The 19,282-nt window shown below is 59.4% G+C and carries 9 protein-coding genes and 3 pseudogenes; 10 read left to right on the forward strand and 2 right to left on the reverse strand.

What is annotated here, in order from left to right; genetic code table 11:
* Positions 1–621 precede the first annotated feature (621 nt).
* Positions 622–827 (reverse strand): annotated as a pseudogene (locus tag FXV83_RS13025) (IS630 family transposase); the annotation flags it as partial.
* Positions 828–1,604: 777 nt separating this feature from the next.
* On the opposite strand from FXV83_RS13025, the gene FXV83_RS13030 reads away from it, so the two are divergent.
* The gene (locus FXV83_RS13030) at positions 1,605–3,155 is read left to right on the forward strand and encodes a S10 family peptidase (RefSeq protein ID WP_148739579.1); all 1,551 of its coding nucleotides are present in this window, start codon (positions 1,605–1,607) and stop codon (positions 3,153–3,155) included.
* Positions 3,156–3,982: 827 nt separating this feature from the next.
* Complete coding sequence (locus FXV83_RS42615) at positions 3,983–4,456, forward strand: hypothetical protein (protein ID WP_187435864.1); 474 nt, start codon at positions 3,983–3,985, stop codon at positions 4,454–4,456.
* A gap of 131 nt (positions 4,457–4,587) precedes the next feature.
* On the opposite strand, the pseudogene FXV83_RS13045 reads toward FXV83_RS42615, so the two are convergent.
* A pseudogene (locus FXV83_RS13045) lies at positions 4,588–5,520 on the reverse strand (IS630 family transposase); the annotation flags it as partial.
* A gap of 762 nt (positions 5,521–6,282) precedes the next feature.
* Here FXV83_RS13045 and FXV83_RS13050 point away from each other — a divergent pair.
* The 8 genes and pseudogenes from FXV83_RS13050 to FXV83_RS13080 all read left to right on the forward strand — a co-directional run.
* Positions 6,283–6,663, forward strand: coding sequence for a Nif11 family protein (locus FXV83_RS13050; RefSeq protein ID WP_148739583.1), 381 nt, complete (start codon positions 6,283–6,285; stop codon positions 6,661–6,663).
* 140 nt (positions 6,664–6,803) lie between these two features.
* A complete protein-coding gene (locus FXV83_RS13055) occupies positions 6,804–8,336 on the forward strand; it encodes a radical SAM family RiPP maturation amino acid epimerase (RefSeq protein ID WP_148739584.1) in 1,533 nt (510 codons plus the stop codon).
* Between the two features lie 813 nt (positions 8,337–9,149).
* Positions 9,150–11,126, forward strand: a complete 1,977-nt coding sequence (locus FXV83_RS13060; protein WP_148739585.1) for a RiPP maturation radical SAM C-methyltransferase — start codon at positions 9,150–9,152, stop codon at positions 11,124–11,126.
* 512 nt (positions 11,127–11,638) lie between these two features.
* A complete protein-coding gene (locus FXV83_RS13065; RefSeq protein ID WP_148739586.1) occupies positions 11,639–11,974 on the forward strand; it encodes a hypothetical protein in 336 nt (111 codons plus the stop codon).
* Positions 11,975–12,228: 254 nt separating this feature from the next.
* The gene (locus FXV83_RS13070; protein WP_148739587.1) at positions 12,229–12,777 is read left to right on the forward strand and encodes a VOC family protein; all 549 of its coding nucleotides are present in this window, start codon (positions 12,229–12,231) and stop codon (positions 12,775–12,777) included.
* Positions 12,778–12,860: 83 nt separating this feature from the next.
* Complete coding sequence (locus tag FXV83_RS13075) at positions 12,861–14,153, forward strand: aminotransferase-like domain-containing protein (RefSeq protein WP_148739588.1); 1,293 nt, start codon at positions 12,861–12,863, stop codon at positions 14,151–14,153.
* A gap of 251 nt (positions 14,154–14,404) precedes the next feature.
* Positions 14,405–14,812, forward strand: a pseudogene (locus FXV83_RS45410) (formyltransferase family protein); the annotation flags it as partial.
* Positions 14,813–15,907: 1,095 nt separating this feature from the next.
* A partial coding sequence (locus tag FXV83_RS13080; protein ID WP_235939534.1) for an amino acid adenylation domain-containing protein occupies positions 15,908–19,282 on the forward strand: 3,375 nt, incomplete at its 3' end.

Genomic DNA, 19,282 nt, shown 5'->3' on the forward strand with positions numbered 1-19,282 from the left:
AATTGAGTCTGAACCCTAGATCGACCGAGCGCCATGCCTGCGACTTAAAATCCGTCACACGCCACGGCGGCCCCGACGAGATTGCTTGCTTTTGATGTCTGGGGCTTGGAGTGCGGCAGCTGCTTTCATGAAACGGCGACTTCCTTTGTCGAACTGCTTCAGCCCTGCATTCTTCCTCACTAATGATCAGAAAGCGATCATGCGCGCCAGGCGCGGATCGAGATTTGGTTGTGGATGCGCCATCAAGGCCGAGCAGGTGGATCAGCCGAAGCGCTGGGGCGAGATCAATCCGAGTATCCTGCAGTCCATCCTTGCTGGCCGATGCGCGCGAGCGAGTTGTCATCACTTCTCAGTCTCTCAGTTGTGACGTTAAACGTGCGCCACGGTGGTCACAATTTACTCCATGCGATTTCACGACGGCCGTGATCGCAACAGATTGTTTGCCACTTATAGGCAATCGGCGTAACACAAGAGATGCTGTGCGAGCCGTTGACGAAACGATGCGCTTTGCACTGCGCCAACGTAGAACCGAGTCTCGGTGTCGGGTCTCTGCCATAAACGTATCAAACCGAACAGTGCTGAACGCGACAACACGGAGCGTTCATCGATATCGAAGCCTGGAGCATCGTTTCTTTTTAAGAACTTCAACAACTCGATGGCTCGATGACGCTTGAGGCGTTTGCCGATGACGGAAGCCCGAGGTGACATCGAGCGCTGCAGACCAGGCATCCACGGCGCACGTATCTGGGCCGCCCCGGTACCCCAGGCATCACCGCCAAGACCGGTAGCTCGCGTTCGAGTGCCTGGATCTGGCTTTTCTCATCGATGCCGAAGGACAAGGACCCCGTTCGTCGCTGGATAGGTAGCTAGAGTCTGACCGGCGAAGCCGGATGCGCCCTGCACAACGGAAATGCATCGTTCTCTCCACTGGCAAACAAGATTTGAAACAACCATGCCGCGTGTCATGATGAGGAATGACTGTACGATACGATATTCGATCCGAGACGAATGGCTGGACGGTTTACGACATCCGCACCGGTTTTGCTGCTGATCAATGACGTCGCCCAAAATGGCCTTCCCCTGGAAGACGCCGACGACCTGGCCGATCTGTTGAATCACCTACAATCAGAGCAAGCCTACGTCAGCAGTCACTAAGGGCTTCGCGGGCGCCGCGATTTTCGCTCTGGTCGCCGCCCTTTGGTGTGGCGGAGGATAAACGTGTATCGACGGGAGCTTCCACGGGTCTTCGAACTTCGCGACTTGGTCCAGTATTCATCATCGCGAGACGCTATTTCCAGAATTTTGAGAAATCGCTGTCGGAGATCCCTCAAAAACTGAAGCAGTTCCCGCGACATCGAGCGGGACTTCCGATGTCGACGAAGGCCTTGGCCATGCCGTGAAGGCCCAGCGCGTTGAGCTGACCAGCGGTCAAGCCGCCAATCGGGGCGATTGGCGATGGTGGGGGCATATGATCTGCACGCGCTGACCGTGACAACTGCTGACTCTAGTAGGTTTGTTGTTCCCACGCATGAGCTAGTGACTAGGTCGTTTTGACAGACACGCCTCGCGCACCAACAGTGCAAGTCCTGCACAGGAGATCCTCTATGTCGTCGACCGCACTGCGCAGCAGCTCTCTTGCGTTGATCCTTTTTGCCAGCGGGATCGTGGGGAGCGCGCGGGCAGACAATCCGCCGCCGCGCGCCAATGCCACAACGCCAGCCGGCCAGAACGGCGGCCCCGGCGAACGCGCCGGCCAAGCGCCGAGTACGCCGTCGGCGGTCGAGCAGCATCGCCTGCCGCCGGACTCCAGCACCAGGCAAACGCTTGATCTCCCTGGGCGGACGCTCTCTTTCATCGCGACGGCCGGCTCCATCCGCCTGTTCGACGAGAAGGGCGAGCCGGAGGCCGACATCGTCTATACCTCCTATCAGCTTGACGGCACCGATCGCGGCACGCGCCCGGTAACGTTCTTCTTCAACGGAGGACCGGGCTCATCATCGGCCTGGCTGCAGCTCGGCAATGCCGGACCGTGGCGGCTGCCGATCAATGCAGACGAGGTCACGCCATCCACTTTTTCGGAGGTGAGGCCAAACGCGGAGACTTGGCTCGATTTCACCGATTTGGTGTTTATCGACCCCGTAGGCACAGGCTATAGCCGTTTCGTGGGAACCGGCGATGATGTGCGCAAGCGGCTCTTTTCCGTTGACGGCGACGTCAACGCGCTCGCGCTGGTGGTCCGTCGCTGGCTCGAAAAGCATGACCGGCTGTTGTCGCCGAAATACATCGTGGGTGAAAGCTATGGGGGCATTCGCGGGCCAAAGGTTGTGCACCAGTTGCAGATGCGGCAGGGCATAGGCGTCAAGGGCCTGATAATGGTCTCGCCACTCTTCGACTACGGCCAATATGCCCGCACTGGCCTGCTGCAATACATCGCAACACTGCCGAGCTATGTCGCGACCCTGCGTGAAGCCGAGGGTCCGGTAAAGCGAGCCGATCTCGCCGACGTGGAAGCTTATGCACGCGGAGAGTTTCTGATCGACCTCATCAAAGGTCAGGCGGACAAGGAAGCGACCACGCGTCTGGCCGACAAGGTCGCGGCGCTGACCGGCATCGATCAGGCGGTGAGTCGCAGGCTCGCGGGCCGCTTCGACCTCGCCGCGTTTCGCCGTGAGTTCGATCGTAAGAACGGCATGTTAATCGGCAAATATGACGCCTCAGTGCGTGGCCTCGATCCGTTCCCGGACTCGGATTTCTATCTTTCCGGCGATTCGTCGAGCGACACGCTGCTCGCACCTCTGACCAGCGCCACTGTCGATCTCCTTACGCGCAAGCTAAACTGGCGGCCGGACGGCTCCTATGAGCTAGTCAACCACGCGGTCGGGCAGGCTTGGGATTACGGCCGCGGGCCTCCGGAGTCGCTGTCGGAGCTGCGCCAGATTCTCGCAACGGACCCGAAGATGAAATTGCTAGTCGGGCACGGCCTGTTTGACCTCGTCACGCCTTATTTCGGATCACAGATCGTGCTCGACCAATTGCCGCCATTTGCTTCAGCACCGCGCGTCAAACTCGTAGTCTATCCAGGCGGCCACATGTTCTATTCACGAGATGGCTCGCGCCACGCGTTTCGTGCAGAGGCCGAAGCGATGATGAAGTAACCCGCACCGAGAACTAGGTCACAAGCATGCTCGTGTTCGCACGAGCATAGTTACAGATGAAGCTGATCATGGCGCCGGCTTCGAGGCAAACTCCCTGGATGGCCGTGAGATCGATCTCTTTGCCGACCAGCCAGCTATGGATATCGCTTCGGCAATGATCTTGCCATTGCCGTTGACTACGCAGATGGCGGTTTTGCGCTGAGAAATATCAAGCCCGACGTGTAAGTTCATGGTTCCCCCGGTTTTGGTTATGGATCAGGGGAGCCTCCTCCTTGTCGCTTGTGCCGCATCATTGTTGCCGACTCGGGTGAGGTTTGCCTTTCCCGACTCTGCGGGCGCTTGAAAACGGCTTCTTGAGTGTTCCTATCTACCCTTGCATTGCGTCAATCTTGTACAACCATCAAATTTCTACTGCCGTGGTAAATCTCCTCAGAGAGCAGTTCTGCACAACTGGCATCTTAGGAGCGTCAATGGGAAGCACCTCTGAGTGTCGTTCACAGCTAGTCGTAACTGTACACGGAATACCGAGAGGTTCGCGTTGCGCGAGGCAGTCTTACCCTTACGCGGTATTCCGCCGATAGTTCTGGCTACGCCCGCGCCGATCACGCACCGTACCGCCGAGGAAAATTTGGGGCTCGGTTACCTGGCGAGTATTCTCAGAAGCAAGGGGGCGAATGTCCAAATCATCGACGGTTGGCTGGGCGGTCTGAAGAGCGACGAGATCGCAGATTCGATAGCCCGGCTGCCGGTTCCGCTGTGGATCGGATTTTCCTGCTACCGATCCAATATGGCTCGGGCAATCGAAGTCATGCAGCTGCTTCGTCAGCGTGGTCTACCGAAACTATCGTCTGGCCGACGAAGACGTGGTTCAGGCCTATACGGGCCTAAAGCGCTGGCACAAGAGCCTCTTCGCCTTCGACAATGCGATCGACGCCATCAGCGCGCCAAAGGCACTCGAGGACGAGGAACTGGTCGAATTCCACGCGCTTGCGACCGAACTGCGGCGGCACGACCTCGCCTTCATGGAACTCCTCCTGGACGCCGTTGAGTCGCGTGAGCATGACGTCGATGGCCTTATTGACGCTCAGGTCGCAGGGAACAAGATCAAATACCAGACGCTGGCGACACGGGTTGACCACGCCTACGCGTCGGCCGGGCTGGTGTATGACGCCGCACAGGCCGTAACCAAAAACGGCGAGTACGTGCAAATCGAGCAAAAGCGCTTTCCGGTCTTCAAGGCCAGCAGTGCACGAGCGCCTGAACCGCGACGAGAGTTCGGAGACGATCAGCTCGCCGTCTGAGGTTGTTTAAGAGGGCAGATAGCGCGCAGCCCGACCGTAGGGTTCTATCATGCCAAGCCGGCGGCGGCCGACGCGGTAACGCGCCACCTGTTGGGCAAGGTGCTAGAGAGCGTTAGCCGATCAGGTTGCAAGTACCCTGCGGCCACGAAGTAGTTTGTGGATTCTGCGGGGGTGTAGGTGTCGACGATGCGGCCAACGGCATCCCAGAGACCATTGACCGTACGTTCGGCGGCCTTTCGCAAATTTGCTTTGAGCTTGGCGAAGGCATTCTCGATCGGGTTGAGGTCGGGGCTGTAGCGCGGAAGATAGAGGAGCGTCGCGCCAGCAGCTTCGATCATCTCGCGTATGCGCGGCCCTTTGTAGCTGGAGAGGTTGTCCTTGATGACAATCGCGTCTTGCGGAAGCTCGGGAACGAGCACCTTTTCCACGTAAGTCTCGAAGGCATCACGGTTGCTAGGGCCATCGAGCACCCAGGGCGCGATGATGCCGCGCGTGGTTAGAGCAGCCACGCAGGTTGTTGTCTTCCAGTGGCCGTGCGGAACGGCGGCTCGTAGACGTTCGCCGCGCTGGCAGCGGCCGTGTGTTCGCGCCATGTTGGTCGACGCCCAGGTCTCATCAATGAAGACGAGCCGGTCACGATCGAGCTTGCCTTGGCTCTCGCGCCAGGCTTCCCGCCGCGTCAAGACATCCGGGCGATCTTGCTCGGTGGCATGGGCGGCCTTTCTGCGCGTGATGTTGTGGCGCTCGAAGAAGCGACGGATCGTCCCATAGCCGAAGGAAAGATCTTCTTTGCTCAGGCTGTCACGCAATTCCTCGATGGTGATGTCAGGGGTTGCCTTGAGCAAGGCCATGATCCTCGCCTGATGGGCATCGATCCGGTGGGACTTGCGATCACCGCCATGAGCTCTTGGCTGGGCATCCCCTTGCTCTCGCTCGAGCATCCGCCATCGGCTGACGCTCGCCGCACTTACTCCAAACCGCTCGGCAGCCTGCCGGCCGGATACGCCGCCCGCAATGGTGGCAAGCCCTCGTTCCCGAAGGTCCCTCGACAGCGGTTTCGCCATGCCCGCCGGCCTCCCGTCCCGGCGGGTAGCTTGAATCACCAAAACGCTGATTTGTGAATCCCCAACGATTCAGTCAGATGGGCTAACGCTCTAGTCACCATTAGCATCGACAAGTCCCGCGGTCAGAGCGCCAAAGATCAGTCCATCCACGCCTGACTCAGACCAAGGCCGTTGCGCTGAATTGGTTCGGCTTCAAGTGAATGATCGTGAACAAACCGTGGTGAGAACCCTCGTCCGCCCCCTCGAAACCGATTATCACTTGCCTCCCGGAAGCGCGGAAACCACAAACGAGGGTCTTCGATCTGGCGTTCGTTTCGGGACCCGCCACCAAATCGATCGAGAGAGCCCAGCAATCTCAAGAGATTGCTGGAGTTCGTTTTGAGTCGCTTTGGTCAAGCGATCAGTAACGGGAGGTGCCACCCGAATGTCCTCTGCACTGGCGCGTAAAGCCATAGCACGGGTTGATGCCGCATCCTGCATGCCTGCCCGACACCGTCGCCCTGCACTGCGCCGCTCGGTTTGCTGTCGCCCGCGATTGAAGAACGGACGACTTTAGATACCGACAACGAAATCCTGTCCCGCGTCGTGGGCCGGTTGTCGGTTCCAAACCAATGTTGTCGTGTTGACGACGCTAGGCAAAGCGAAAAATCAGAAATTTTCAGTCTGGCGCGTTGCTTGCTTTGTTTGCGCTGTCGGCGTCGATCGCCTGCGAAGGCATCGTGCATAGTTTGGCAACATTAAGCGAAGACGTGGAGACTGGCTGTGTCGCGAACTGAGATAGACAGATTTGTCAACGATCTAGGGAAAAAGGGCAATCTGCTCGAGAACGCAAAACAGAGTGCTACAGGTCTTGCATCAATTGTAGCGGTCGGAAAAAGTCACGGCTACAATTTTACTCTTGATGAAGCGAAGAGTTACATCCGGTGTCGAAGCCGACCGGAGTTGATTAGTAAGCAGCTCGATGCGACTGCCGGCGCCATTCCTGATTCGAGTGTTGCGATCTCGAGCGGCGTTGTGCAGGCCAGGTCCGCTGCGGAGGTGCCCACGAGCGGCGTACAGGTCGCGGAAGCGCACTCTAACTTCGCCTCGGCAGTCGAGCCCGTCGCTGTTGTTCTGGTTGTTGTTGTTGCGGTCGTGGCCTGACATGCCTTTCGCTCTGACCGCATTGGCTCGTGCTCAAGGAGACGAGAAGTGCGACGAGAACATGAAAGCTGGCCTCGTCCGGGGTGAGATCATTGCCATTAGGCTTATAAGATGCTGCTTCAAGGTTTATCCGTAACGTGATGACGCGCGCTGCCACCGAACACTACCGACAGAGTTTTGACCGTCGCACCCCCGAGCAACTGCGCACCTTGTCGCACGTCAAGCGCTTCACGGAGCGGTTAGCCGGTGACGTGGAGTTCCGCAAGGCGCTTTCGGAGAACGTCGACGCCCCTCGCACGGTAACAGAGCGCTACGGCATCGAAGTTGACCCAATGGAAATGTTGCCGCTCTGGCACGGAGACTACCAAAAATACCGCTTCAAGCCGGAGTCTGCCCAGTGGCCGCTGGCTACGATGTGGGACGAGCATCTGCGCGAGATGTTGCGCCATCGCGACCTCCTGCGCGACGAAGGCGAAATGTCGACGATTAACCCTCGTTTCCATGCCTGGCGCGAGCGCCAAATCCGGCGCTGCAACGACGAATTGGGCGCATCGGCGCTGTCGGTCACGTACCCGATCATCGCTTTCGAGTTGAGCGAAGGCTGCACCGTTGGTTGCTGGTTCTGTGGCCTCTCTGCCGACCGGTTCAAAGGCTATTACGACTACAGCAAAGAGCAGGCAGAGCGTTGGCGTGGCGTAGTTGGCGTCGCGAGCGAGGTGTTTGGTTCGGCAGCCCGTACTGGCTTCTGCTACTGGGCTACAGATCCTATGGACAACCCACACTACGATCGCTTTCTGTTCGACTACTATCGGATCACGGGCGCATTGCCGCAGACAACGACCGCTGCGCCGCTTAAGGATCAGGCACTCACCAGACGCGTGCTCAGACTGTCCAGCCTGTATGGCACCACGCCGAATCGTTTCTCCGTGCTGAGCAAAGCACATCTCAATCAGATTCATATGACGTTTTCGCCAGAGGAGCTGCTAGGGGTCGAACTCGTCCTGCAGGGCAAGGAGGCGCCGACCGCAAAGGCTTTCGCCGGACGCGCGCGCGAGCGGAAGGGGAAGCTCAGGTCCGCCATCAAAGATGATGCAATCGCGTTGCTGGAACGCGATCATACCACGATCGCCTGTGTTTCCGGCTTCCTCGTAAATATGCAGCAGGGACGTTTGCAACTGGTGACGCCGGTACCGGGGAGCGAACGCTGGCCTCTCGGTTACCGCATCTTGGGTGAACGTTTCTTCAGGACGCCTGACGAGTTCCGGGAGGGGCTGCAGAGCATGATCGACCAGTATATGCTCGAGAGCCCAGCCACCCACCTGCCGATCCGCTTCCGCAGAGACCTGCAATACAAAGCAGGGAACCGGTACTTCCAGCTCCGCGCCCGCAACATGGAATACCGGGTGCCCGACCACGTCGCTCCGATTTCCGTTGGCGATCTCATCGCGTTCGGCAACTGCACAGCGTCGGAGCTGGTTATGCGGGTCACGACTGACGGAACGAGCGTACTTGCAGTCGCTGACTTGCTCGATCGGTTGTACGCGGCCGGGGTAATCGAAGACGACCTCGACGACCGCTTCGCCTGGCAGACCAGCAATTGGACGACGAGCCGCATCGAAGCTGCCAAATACGCAGGCTCCCGCACGGACGTAGATCATGCCGATTCGCACTGAGGTACTACGTCAGTATCAAGGAGCTGCGGCATCTTGCCATCTCGCAGTGTGGAGTGGGGTGGCAAGCCGTTTCGCATCCACCCTCCGCGGCTTCATGGCGCGCACAACCGACGTGACCGCAGAACTTGTTCTTGGCGTGCCGGGCTCTCCTAGGCTGCTCGAACTCATTCGGTCTACCACCTGCCTGAGCTCCGCCGGATGGGCTTTGGTAGCTCCACGCTGGAGGCGACCGAAGGACTTCCGCGCTCGCGCTTCGAGCCAAGTCCTCATTTTTTGCACATCGGCGAGTACGACTGGAACGCTGCACGCTCTTCGTCAAGAACGGCTCGACCCGACCCTTGGTCAATCAACTAGTCTGCCAGACGACCGTGCCGCTGGCTGTAGAGGCCGTAGCGCGTCGTGGCGCCTGAGCTTCACTGTCGGTCGTGCTACTAGCTTGCGACGCTCTTGGATTTTGATAAAGCCCGTATGAATGACGACGTCAATCCGTTCATTGATGATGAGAAACAGTGAGCCGTACTCGGGCGTGGCGCCGCTTAATGTCGGGAGCGGGGCGGTGTGTCGGCTCATTCACCGCTCAGCTCGAGCAACCTCCGCTGGACTTGCGCGTTCATGCTTTCCAATCTCCAGGCAACGAACGTGACGCGGAACCATGGCTCGAAGCGCGCCGCCTATGGCATTCGCTGAATTAGTTGACTTCATGTTCACGGCTCCAATCACGGAGCGCGAGAAGTTCGCATTGCCGTCCAGCGCATGAGGCTGTGGCCGGGCGAACGCGCCCAGCCTACATCACCAGAAATAATGTGGCATCACATGAGTATCGATGTGCCAATCGTCTTAGTCAACATGCCTATGTCGGCAGTCGAAAGACCGTCCTTGGCGCTTGGTCTGCTGAAGTCAGCGCTGACCCAGGCTGGGCTGCAAGCCACTATAGCATATCCCAACATCTGGTTTTTGGAATACATAGGCATTGCCGACTATGGGCCTCTTGAGAGTTGCCCGCCAGAGGAGGCGCTGGTTGATTGGCTGTTCGCGGGGGTTGCTTTTCCCGACTTCGAGCCTGAAGAAAGCGCCTTTCTCGACCTTTATTTCGAGCGCAACCCGATACACGCAGGCAAGTCTTTGGCCGAGCGTCGCGCGAATTTCCTCAGGCTGCGCTCGCTAATCGGCGGGTTTATTGATTGGACGGCTGACAAGATATTGGAGCAACGGCCGGCCATGGTCGGGTGCAGCTCGACCTTCACCCAGCATGTTCCCTCGCTCGCGTTGCTGCGCCGACTGAGCGAGCGCTCACCGGATCTTGTCACTCTCATGGGCGGCGCAAACTGCGAGTCGGTAATGGGGCGGAGCACTCACATGCGTTTCCAATGGGTCGACTATGTTGTGTCGGGCGAGGCCGACTTACTCATCGGCCCGCTGTGTTGGGACATCCTTAATCGCGGCAGAGACATTCCGCCTGCTGACCTGCCATTCGGCGTTTTCGGTCCGGCGCATCGCGAGGCCGGTTATCCGGCGGCGTCGACGCGCGACTTAGTGCCCCGCGCAGTGATCGAGAACATGGGTGACCTGCCGCTGCCCGATTTCTCGGACTATTTTGCCGAGCTCAACGCGTCGCTCTACGCCGACCGCATCCATGCCGGGCTGCCGATGGAGTTCTCTCGAGGCTGCTGGTGGGGCGAGCGGAGCCACTGCATGTTTTGTGGGCTGAACGGCGGATCGATGACCTATCGCCAGAAGCCCGCGGGGCAGGCCGCAGAGGAGATGATTGAGATGTCGGCGCGCTACGGTTCGTCACGCATCGAAGCGGTGGACAATATTCTGGCCACTGACTACCTTGAAAAGGCGCTGCCTCGCCTCACCGCGCTACCCGAAAAGCTCGCGATCTTCTTTGAGGTCAAAGCCAACCTGAAGCGCCACGAAGTGGAGAAGCTGGCTGCCGCCGGCGTCCGCTGGATTCAACCGGGTATTGAGAGCCTGGATACTCGTGTTTTGAAGCTGATGCGCAAAGGAACGAGCTCAGCGCATAATGTCCAGCTCTTGAAGTGGTGCCGTCAGCACGGTGTGCGGGTCAGTTGGAGTTTGCTGTGGGGCTTCCCCGGCGAGAGCGACCCATGGTATACGGAAATGGCTCCTTTGCTACCGCTGCTGCATCATCTACAGCCGGGACCTGCGGTGCGTTTGCGGTACCAGCGCTACAGCCCCTATCACTACGCAGCCGAGAAACATGGATTGAAGCTGCGCCCGGCCGTCTCCTATCGCTACGTCTATCCGTTGTCGGAGCGCGATCTGGCGGATCAGGTTTACTACTTCGAAGACAGTGAAGACGACGATGTCGGCGGTCATTTCGCGGCGCGCGACGCCAGTCGCCGCCCGGGGTTAAGGGCTGTCGCCAAGGGTATCGATGCCTGGCTGAAAGCTTGGTACGAGCCGAAGTTGTCTATGCTGTCGATGCGGGACAGCGGCGACGAGATCATAGTCGAGGACACGCGAGCCATTGCAGTCGAGCGCGAACACCGGGTCAGGGGCCTCGAGCGGGAAATTCTTCTGGCTGCGGACGAAGGCTCGCCTGAAACCCGCCTGCGCGAACAGCTGAGCGGGACGAATGTAATGCAGGCCGAGATTGAGGCTGCGATAGCTGACATGATCGCTCGCAAATTGATTGTGCGGCTGGACGCGCGGCTGGTTGGGCTCGCGCTCTGGCATCCATATACGCCAATCCCTCCGATGACTGCGTTCCCTGGAGGCTATTTCGACCGACGTGCCGCGCCATTGGGTACCTCGCGCGAATGAGGAAAACTGCGGGGGGGCACCTCGGCGGCAGACGCTTCTTGTGGGGCGCACGACGAGATGCCAAGTATGGCGGAGCGAAGATTTCGAGCTTTTGGAAGTTTTTTCCCTGCATGTTCCTCTAAGCAAACCGATCTCTTGCTTCACCGACAGGATATTCTCCCCGCTCCCTTGCGAGAGAGCCAGCGTCGAGCGTGATGCCTGTCGCACGATTTATCACTCGATGATGAGACCCTCAAAAATGGAGGCGAGAGCATTCTGACAAAGCAAGGGTGATCTCGGGCAATTGCTCTTTTGGCGATCGTCGCCATTGACCGTCCGTGTTGTTGTGTTGAGCTGTGTCTGGTTCAAGACGTCGATGTCCCAAGCCCGACAGTAAGACGGCAGCATTCCGCCAGCGCAGCGAGAGGCGCGTTGTTTCTCCAGGAAACGCTCGCAGAACGTCATTGGCACGTTGGTTGCTTGAGGGGGTGATCCGTTACGACTACGATGGCAACCCTTGTCTAAGAGTTCAGATGAAACTTGCTCGATTGATCCAAATCAGTGCCATGCTGATGCTGCCGCGCCCGTCACGTGCGTGGCCGTCGCGGGGCCTCTCATCTGCTGATGGCGTTTCGGTCTCCCGGCAAGGACAGGATTGCTCTGCCCCCGGAACTGGATGGAACGACGCCAGTCAAGAGGTGCTGCGCACCATGTTCGAGGCGATGTACCGCGAGCCGTTCCAACAGATTGGTCTGGCGGACCTCCGCCTCCAGCTGAAGCGCGGCGATCTGACACCAGCAGCGGATGCGCAGGCAGTGTTTTCGGAGCTAACAGCCGACGGGATGCCGTCGGTGTTCGCTCGTAGATAGGCAATTAGCCGATGCAGGACAGTTGGGAACTTCGAGAAGCAATGAGGCGACGAGAAGAGCTCAAAGCCGAGATCTTCCGCGCTCAATCGGATCTGGCCAGGCGTAAGGCTGAGTTGGTGGACCTCGAGCACAGGACTCTGAAGAACCTTGACGCTAGCACAGAGCTGATCTGCTGGTAGCAGAGTTTGCCTGTCGCTCGCGCGATGAGGTCGCTTTGGCCTGATGGTCGGATTGTGTGATGGAAAGTTGGTGCTATGCAGAAAACGATCGATAGCAAGCTCGGAGTGGGTGCAGCTTCCGATGACATCCGGACAACCGCGAGTCCGGTGTCGCAATTTCGCGGGATCGATCATATTGCGATTGCTGTGCTCGACCTTGATGCCTCAATTCAATTCTTTCGGGACGTGCTAGGGTTTGAGTTGAAGCGCCGTTTTCACATCAAGGGTCGAGCGACGGGCATGCTATCTGCTGAGTTCGAGAGCAGGGGCATCAGGTTTGTTTTGTGTCAGGGTACTGAGCCGGCTTCTCAGGTCTCCGAGCTCGTGCGGCGTCACGGCGTTGGAGTTGCTCATATCGCTCTTGAGGTCGACGACGCGGATGCTGCTGTAGAGACCCTAAAGTCTCGTGGTCTGGGATTTGACACGAATGTGATACGTGGCCCTGGACTGACACAGGCCTTCTCGAGCCGCTCCATTGAGACGGGGCTTAGCTTCGAAATCATTCACCGAGATGGAGAGAGTGGTTTCCTCGAATCGAACGTCCAGCAGCTTTTTGACCAGCTTGAACAGTCCGGCAAATATTGAGCGAAGCGGCGTGCGGCCTTAGACCTCCAGTCGTGCTCCGACGTAGGCGTGATTTCCATAGCTCCGTCCTCCTCCAAGGCTCCATGATGGATTTCCGGTTGCAAAGTTCGGCAATGAATTTCCTGAACGAGGTCTCGAGTCGGTTTCCCTCAGCTGTCTCGCTTGCGTCTGGTAGGCCGAGTGACCGGTTTTTCGATAGACTAAACCCCCATGCGCTGTTGAATGCATTCGGTGTGTACCAAAGGTATTGGGCTGGCGATCGTGGCCAAGTATGGTCTCAGTTATTGCAGTATGGTCGAACAGCGGGGATCATCAACGAGCTTGTTGCGCAACAGGTGCGATCCGATGAGGGGCTCCCCGCTAACGCGGATCGCGTCCTGATCACCTCAGGATGCCAGGAAGCGCTCGCTCTCTGCTTGCCGGCGCTGTGTCCCGAATCTTCCGATGTGCTCCTGGTCTGCAATCCCACCTATATTGGAGCAATTGGTGCAGCTAATGCTGCGAGGGTGCCTATTGCAGCGTTGTCCAACTCAGCGTCTTGCGTTGCAGACGCGATCGAGTCCGCCGTTTTGCAATTGGGCCGAAATGGTCGAAGAGCTCGGGCAATATATCTTATTCCCGATTTTGATAATCCGACAGGACGCGTCCTCGATGTGGTCGCACGACGGGAGATCCTCGAAGTGTGCGCCAAACATCGGATCGTCGTTTTGGAGGACAATCCATATGGGCCATTTCGGTATGAAGGAGATGCGGTGCCTCCGATGGCCGTTTTGGATGAGGTCGGAAGTGTTATCTACCTGTCCACATTTTCCAAGACGCTAAGCCCAGCTCTTCGCGTCGGAGCAGCAATACTGCCCGATACCATCTTTGGAGACGCAGGTGCTTGCCGGACACTTTGGGAAGATCTGGTTCAGCGCAAGAGTTTCGTTACCGTGAATACGAGCCAAATTAGCCAAGCGATTGTAGCGGGGCTCTTGATCGAACAGCGGACAAGCTTACGTGGCTGGATCCGGCCAGCGCTGGATTGGTATCGTGCAAATCGCGACCTTATGTTGTGTCAGCTGGACGATGTGTTTTCGCCTTTGTCGGACCAGGTTCGATGGAATCGTCCTGCCGGCGGCTTCTTTCTGACTCTCGATCTTCCCTTCAGATTTGACGCGAACACCGCGGACGAGTGCGCAACGCATTACAATGTCATTGTTATGCCGATGAGCTTCTTCGCACTGGATAACTCTCAAGACTGCCGGATCCGATTGGCGTTCAGCTCGGTTGCTCCCGAGCAAATCTCGACTGCAGTGAGAGGTTTAGGTCATTATGTGGCGCGGCGCGTCGGGCGGCAATTGCCCAGGCTACGCGACGGCTTGGCTGGAGCGTGAAGATGGCCGATCGGTCTCCTCCGCTGCACGCCGGCGCGCGTCTCTCGGTGGCCACACGCTCGGCGCGTCACACACGTGTAGGGTTTGTCATGGACGTGGGTTACGAACATCACGACATATGTGTGTTGGCCTCATCGAGTTGCGAAGTCGGCGATTGGGGTGTGCAACCACCTGCAGCCTCACCAATTGGTTCTACCGTCTTTGTTGGTGGTGGTACGCTAGCTATTAGGTGTGCAGAGCTAGCAATGGAGATGGGCTACGTCATCGGCGCGGCCCTGTGTGCCGACGCCATCTTCCGCGATTGGGCCGCTCGCGCCAATATCGTGTGCCTAGCGAGCGTTGAAGAGCTTGCCAAATTGCTCAATACCGAATCGGTGGAGTGGATATTTTCTGTTGCCAATCCGTTCATATTGCCGGCGGACGTGTTTGGGCGAGTGCGTCGAGGCGCTTTCAATTACCACGGCGGTCCCTTGCCACGGTATGCGGGAACTCATGCGACGTCTTGGGCGCTGCTGGCCCAAGAGACCGAATATGCCATCGCGTGGCATCGCATAGATCATGGTGTTCATACGGGTGACCTGGTGGTTCAACGCCAAGTCCTGATTGGACCTACCGACACCGCCTTAAGCCTGAACCTCAAATGTGATGAAGCCGCAGTCGAGGGATTCCGCGAGCTTTTGACTGGGTTAACGAACGAAAGGCTTGCCGCCCGTCCGCAGGCGCTAGCGGACAGAAGCTATTTTCCGCGGCGCCGACGCCCAGATGCTGCGGGCTGTCTGCGATGGGATAGATCCGCGCAAGATCTCTCAGCGATGACGCGCGCCTTAGACTTTGGGCCGCATCATTCCAATCCTTTATGTCTGTCCAAGGCTCTTGTGGGCGACGACGTTGTCGCAGTCAGGTGCTTGGAGGTGTCGTCTGGCCGCTCGGGCTTATCGGCGGGTTCCCTGGTTGAAATCCACCCCAGCCACTGGCGTGTGGCGACAGGTACAGATGATGTTGATGTTTGGTTTGACAGCCTGGATGGTGAGGCTCTGGATGCGCGGGCACTCGCGACGCAGTCCGATCTGGATCTAGGGCATCGCCTCCCGATTTTAAGCGATGAAGAGGCTCGGGGCATAACCGTTGCCCATGAAATGTTGGCACCTGGGGAGAGTTTTTGGCGACAGCGGCTTGAGCAGTGCAAAATATTGCAGCTTCCCTTTCTGTCGTCTTCAGAAGCTGTGATTTCCCCCAGACGGCAGTCGAGTTCGTGGCTCGTTCCAAGTGCTTTGGCCGAACTGTCGCCAGTTGATCGCGCTGAGTACTTGCTGAGTGCTTTACTGATCTATCTCGCCCGCATCACAGGTGAATCAGAGCTTCAATTGGGTTGGACTCCCGTACCGACTAGATCGCGAGCCGGGTTGAAAGCCGTGGAGGTGCTTGTCGCTTCTGTCGTGCCAATGGAAATTATCATAGATTTCGGTCATGATTTTGCAGAGGTGCGCAGGGCGGTAGCGGCCGAGTATGCTCAGCTGAGGGAGCACGATAGCTTTGCGCGGGATATTATCGCGCGCTACCCGACCTTGCGGGCTCATGAGGCGCTACGATCGCGCCGTCCCTGGTCGGTTGGCGTTACGGTTACTGCAAATAGCGGGTCTGCCGCTGGTGATCTTGCAAGCCCGAGTTTTAAAGCGCCCCTATCCGGTGATTTGCTGACGTTTGAGGTTTGCGCTCTGGAAGGGAGCTTTCGATGGCACTTTGATGCAGGTCGCTTGGCGCCCAAGCAGATCGACCGCATGACGCAGCATTTGCAGAATTTGTTGTGTGCTGTGATGGCCGATGCGCAGCAGCCGGTAGGACGAATTCGGCTCCTGTCGTCCGCTGAGCGCGCCTACGTCCTGGAGGAGTTGAACCGGACGGCGGCCCCCTATCCGGCGGAGCAGTGCATCCATCAGCTGTTCGAGGCGCAGGTGCGTCAAGCGCCGGACGCGGTGGCGGTGGTCGATGCGGACGCGCGCTTAAGCTATGGCGAGCTCAATGCACGGGCGAACCGCCTCGCGCATCATCTGATCGGGCTCGGGGTGAGGCCCGGGGATAGTGTTGCGACAATGCTGGACCGCTCCGTTGCGCTTGTGGTGGCGCAGTTGGCGACCCTGAAGGCGGGGGGAGTTTATGTCCCGATCGATCGCGCTCTTCCATCTGCACGACAAAGCTGGATACTGGCCGACTGTGATGCGCGCCTCGTGCTTAGCGAGAGTGACGATGACGATCTGGTTGAGGTGACGATCCCTGTTCTGCCCATTGAGCCGCTCATGGCCGGAACAGGATGTAGTACCAATCCAGGCCTGGCATTGAGCGCCGAGGCCGCCGCTTATGTAATGTACACCTCCGGCTCGACCGGCGTTCCCAAGGGAGTTGTTGTTCCTCATCGTGCTGTCAACCGGCTCGTCATCAACAACGGCTATGCGGAGTTCAGCTCGAGGGATCGTGTGGGATGGCTGGGCAATCCCGCGTTTGATATCAGTACGCTGGAAGTCTGGGCACCGCTGCTACACGGTTCGAGCCTGATTGCGATTCCATACACTAATGTGCTGGAGCCAGAAGTGCTGCGCAGTCTGGTTCAGCAGCACCGCATTACCGTCCTGCATTTGACAGCGGGGTTGTTCAGGCAGAGCGCTAATGATCTAGGCCCGGTGCTGGCGAGTTTGCGGTTGCTATTAGTTGGAGGTGATGCGGTTGATGTGGCGGCAGTAGCACGGGTGTTGAGGCAGAACCGACCGCAACATCTCTTGCACTGCTACGGTCCGACCGAGACGACGACCTTTGCGACAGTCTGCGAGATCAACGCGATTGATGAGCGATTCCAGCGGCTTCCCATTGGCCGACCGATCGCGAACACGCAGGTTTATCTGCTGGACGGTCATGCTGAGCCCGTTCCGTTTGGGGCGGTGGGGGAGCTTTACATCGGCGGGGCGGGGGTCGCGCATGGCTATCTGAACCGTCCCGAGCTGACGGCGGAGCGGTTTGTGGCCGATCCGTTCAGCGCTGAGGCGGGGGCGCGGATGTACCGGACCGGGGATCTGGCGCGCTATCTGCCGGACGGCAATCTGGAGTTTTTGGGCCGCAACGACGACCAGGTGAAGATCCGGGGCTTCCGGATCGAGCCCGGCGAGATCGCGGCACGGCTCGTCGAACACGCATTCGTGCGCGATGCGATCGTCGTGGCGCAACAGGATCGCACCGGCGAGAAGCGTCTGGTCGCCTATGTGGTTGCGGCTGCGGAGCACGCCGGCGAGGCTGAGGGATCTGACCTTGCCGGCACGTTGCGCGCGCATGTGAGTGCGCGGCTGCCCGACTACATGGTGCCGGCTGCGTTTGTGCGGCTAGCGGCGCTGCCGCTGACGGCAAACGGCAAGCTCGACCGCAAGGCGCTGCCGATGCCTGAGGATGCGGCCTATGCGCGCGCGGCCTATGAGCCGCCGCGCGGCGAGACCGAGACCGCGCTGGCGACGATCTGGGCGGAGCTTCTCGGTGTGGCGCGGGTCGGACGCCACGACAGCTTCTTTGAGCTTGGCGGCCATTCGCTGCTGGCGGTGCAGCTGATGGCGCGTCTGCGGCGGCTGTCGCTGGGGATCGCGGTGCAGACCTTATTCGCCAAGCCGGTGCTGGCGGATCTGGCCGCAAGCCTGGGAACTCATCAGGAGGTGGCGGTCCCGGCCAACCTGATCACCGCGAGCAGCACGGCGATTACGCCGCAGATGCTGCCGCTGATCGAGCTGACGCAGGGCGAGATTGATCGGATCGTCGCCATGGTGCCTGGTGGCGTCGGCAACATCCAGGACATTTATGGTTTGTCGGCGCTGCAGGACGGCATCCTGTTCCATCATCTGCTCGCCAGCCACGGCGATCCGTACCTGCTGGTGTCGCAGATGGCGTTTGCCGACCGTGACCTGTTGGATCGCTATCTTGCCGCGGTTCAGCGGGTGGTGGATCGGCACGACATTCTGCGCACGGCCTTTGTCTGGGAGGGGCTGTCGAGCCCGGCCCAGGTGGTGTGGCGTCGTGCGCCGCTGGAGGTGAGCGAGGTCGAGCTGGACGGGTCTTCTGGCCCCGGCCACGAGCAGCTTAAGGATCGGTTTGATCCGCGCCAGCACCGCATCGATCTCGGCCGGGCGCCGCTGTTGCGGTTTGTGATCGCGCGCGAGCCCGGCAGCGCGCGCTGGCTGCTGCTGGAGCTGCAGCACCATTTGATCGGGGATCAAACCACGCTGGAGGTGATGCATGCCGAGGTCCGGGCCGTGCTGGAGGGGCGCGAGCATGAGCTGATAGCCCCGCAGCCGTTCCGCAATCTGATGGCGCAGGCGCGTCTTGGTGTTGATGCCAAGGCGCATGAAGAGTTCTTCCGGGGGCTGCTGGCAGACATCGACGAGCCGACCATGCCGTTCGGGTTGAGCGAGATCCGCGGCGACGGCAGGGGGGGTCATGAGGCGCGGCGGATGCTGCCGCAGGCGCTCAACGCGCGGCTGCGGGAACAGGCGCGGCGGCTGGGGGTGAGCCTGGCGAGCCTGTGCCATCTGGCCTGGGGGCAGGTGGTGGCGCGCAGCAGCGGCCGCGAGCAGGTGGTGTTCGGCACGGTGCTGTTCGGCCGCATGCATGGCGGCGCCGGTACCGACCGCGCCATGGGCCTGTTCATCAACACCCTGCCGCTGCGGCTTGATCTCGACGGCACCGGGGTCGAGGCGAGCGTGCGCACCACCCACGCCCGGCTGGCCGAGCTGCTGGCGCATGAGCATGCCTCGCTGGCCTTGGCGCAACGCTGCAGCAGAGTTGCGGCACCAGCGCCGCTGTTCAGCGCGCTGTTGAACTATCGTCACACCACGCCAGCGGCCATGTCCGGTTCTGCATCGAATGATGGGCTAAAGGGGGTGGAATGGCTGGGCGGGGAGGAACGCACCAACTATCCCCTGTCCTTGTCGGTGGAGGATTTTGGCGAGGCGCTCGGTCTGACGGCGCAGGTGGCGGAGCCCGTCTCCGCGGATCGGGTCTGCGGCTACATGCAGCGCGCGCTCGAGCAAGTGGCTGAGGCGCTGGAGCATGCCCCCAATACGCCGGTGCGAGACCTGGACATCCTGTCGTCCGCTGAGCGC

The organism is Bradyrhizobium hipponense (assembly GCF_008123965.1).
Lineage (GTDB): Bacteria > Pseudomonadota > Alphaproteobacteria > Rhizobiales > Xanthobacteraceae > Bradyrhizobium > Bradyrhizobium hipponense.

What these genes read in the sequence shown, in the direction of transcription:
- FXV83_RS13055 (WP_148739584.1), top strand. Translation starts at nt 6,804, where the DNA reads ATGACGCGCGCTGCCACCGAACACTACCGACAGAGTTTTGACCGTCGC.
- FXV83_RS13065 (WP_148739586.1), top strand. Translation starts at nt 11,639, where the DNA reads ATGAAACTTGCTCGATTGATCCAAATCAGTGCCATGCTGATGCTGCCG.
- FXV83_RS13060 (WP_148739585.1), top strand. Translation starts at nt 9,150, where the DNA reads ATGAGTATCGATGTGCCAATCGTCTTAGTCAACATGCCTATGTCGGCA.
- FXV83_RS13070 (WP_148739587.1), top strand. Translation starts at nt 12,229, where the DNA reads ATGCAGAAAACGATCGATAGCAAGCTCGGAGTGGGTGCAGCTTCCGAT.
- FXV83_RS13030 (WP_148739579.1), top strand. Translation starts at nt 1,605, where the DNA reads ATGTCGTCGACCGCACTGCGCAGCAGCTCTCTTGCGTTGATCCTTTTT.
- FXV83_RS13075 (WP_148739588.1), top strand. Translation starts at nt 12,861, where the DNA reads ATGATGGATTTCCGGTTGCAAAGTTCGGCAATGAATTTCCTGAACGAG.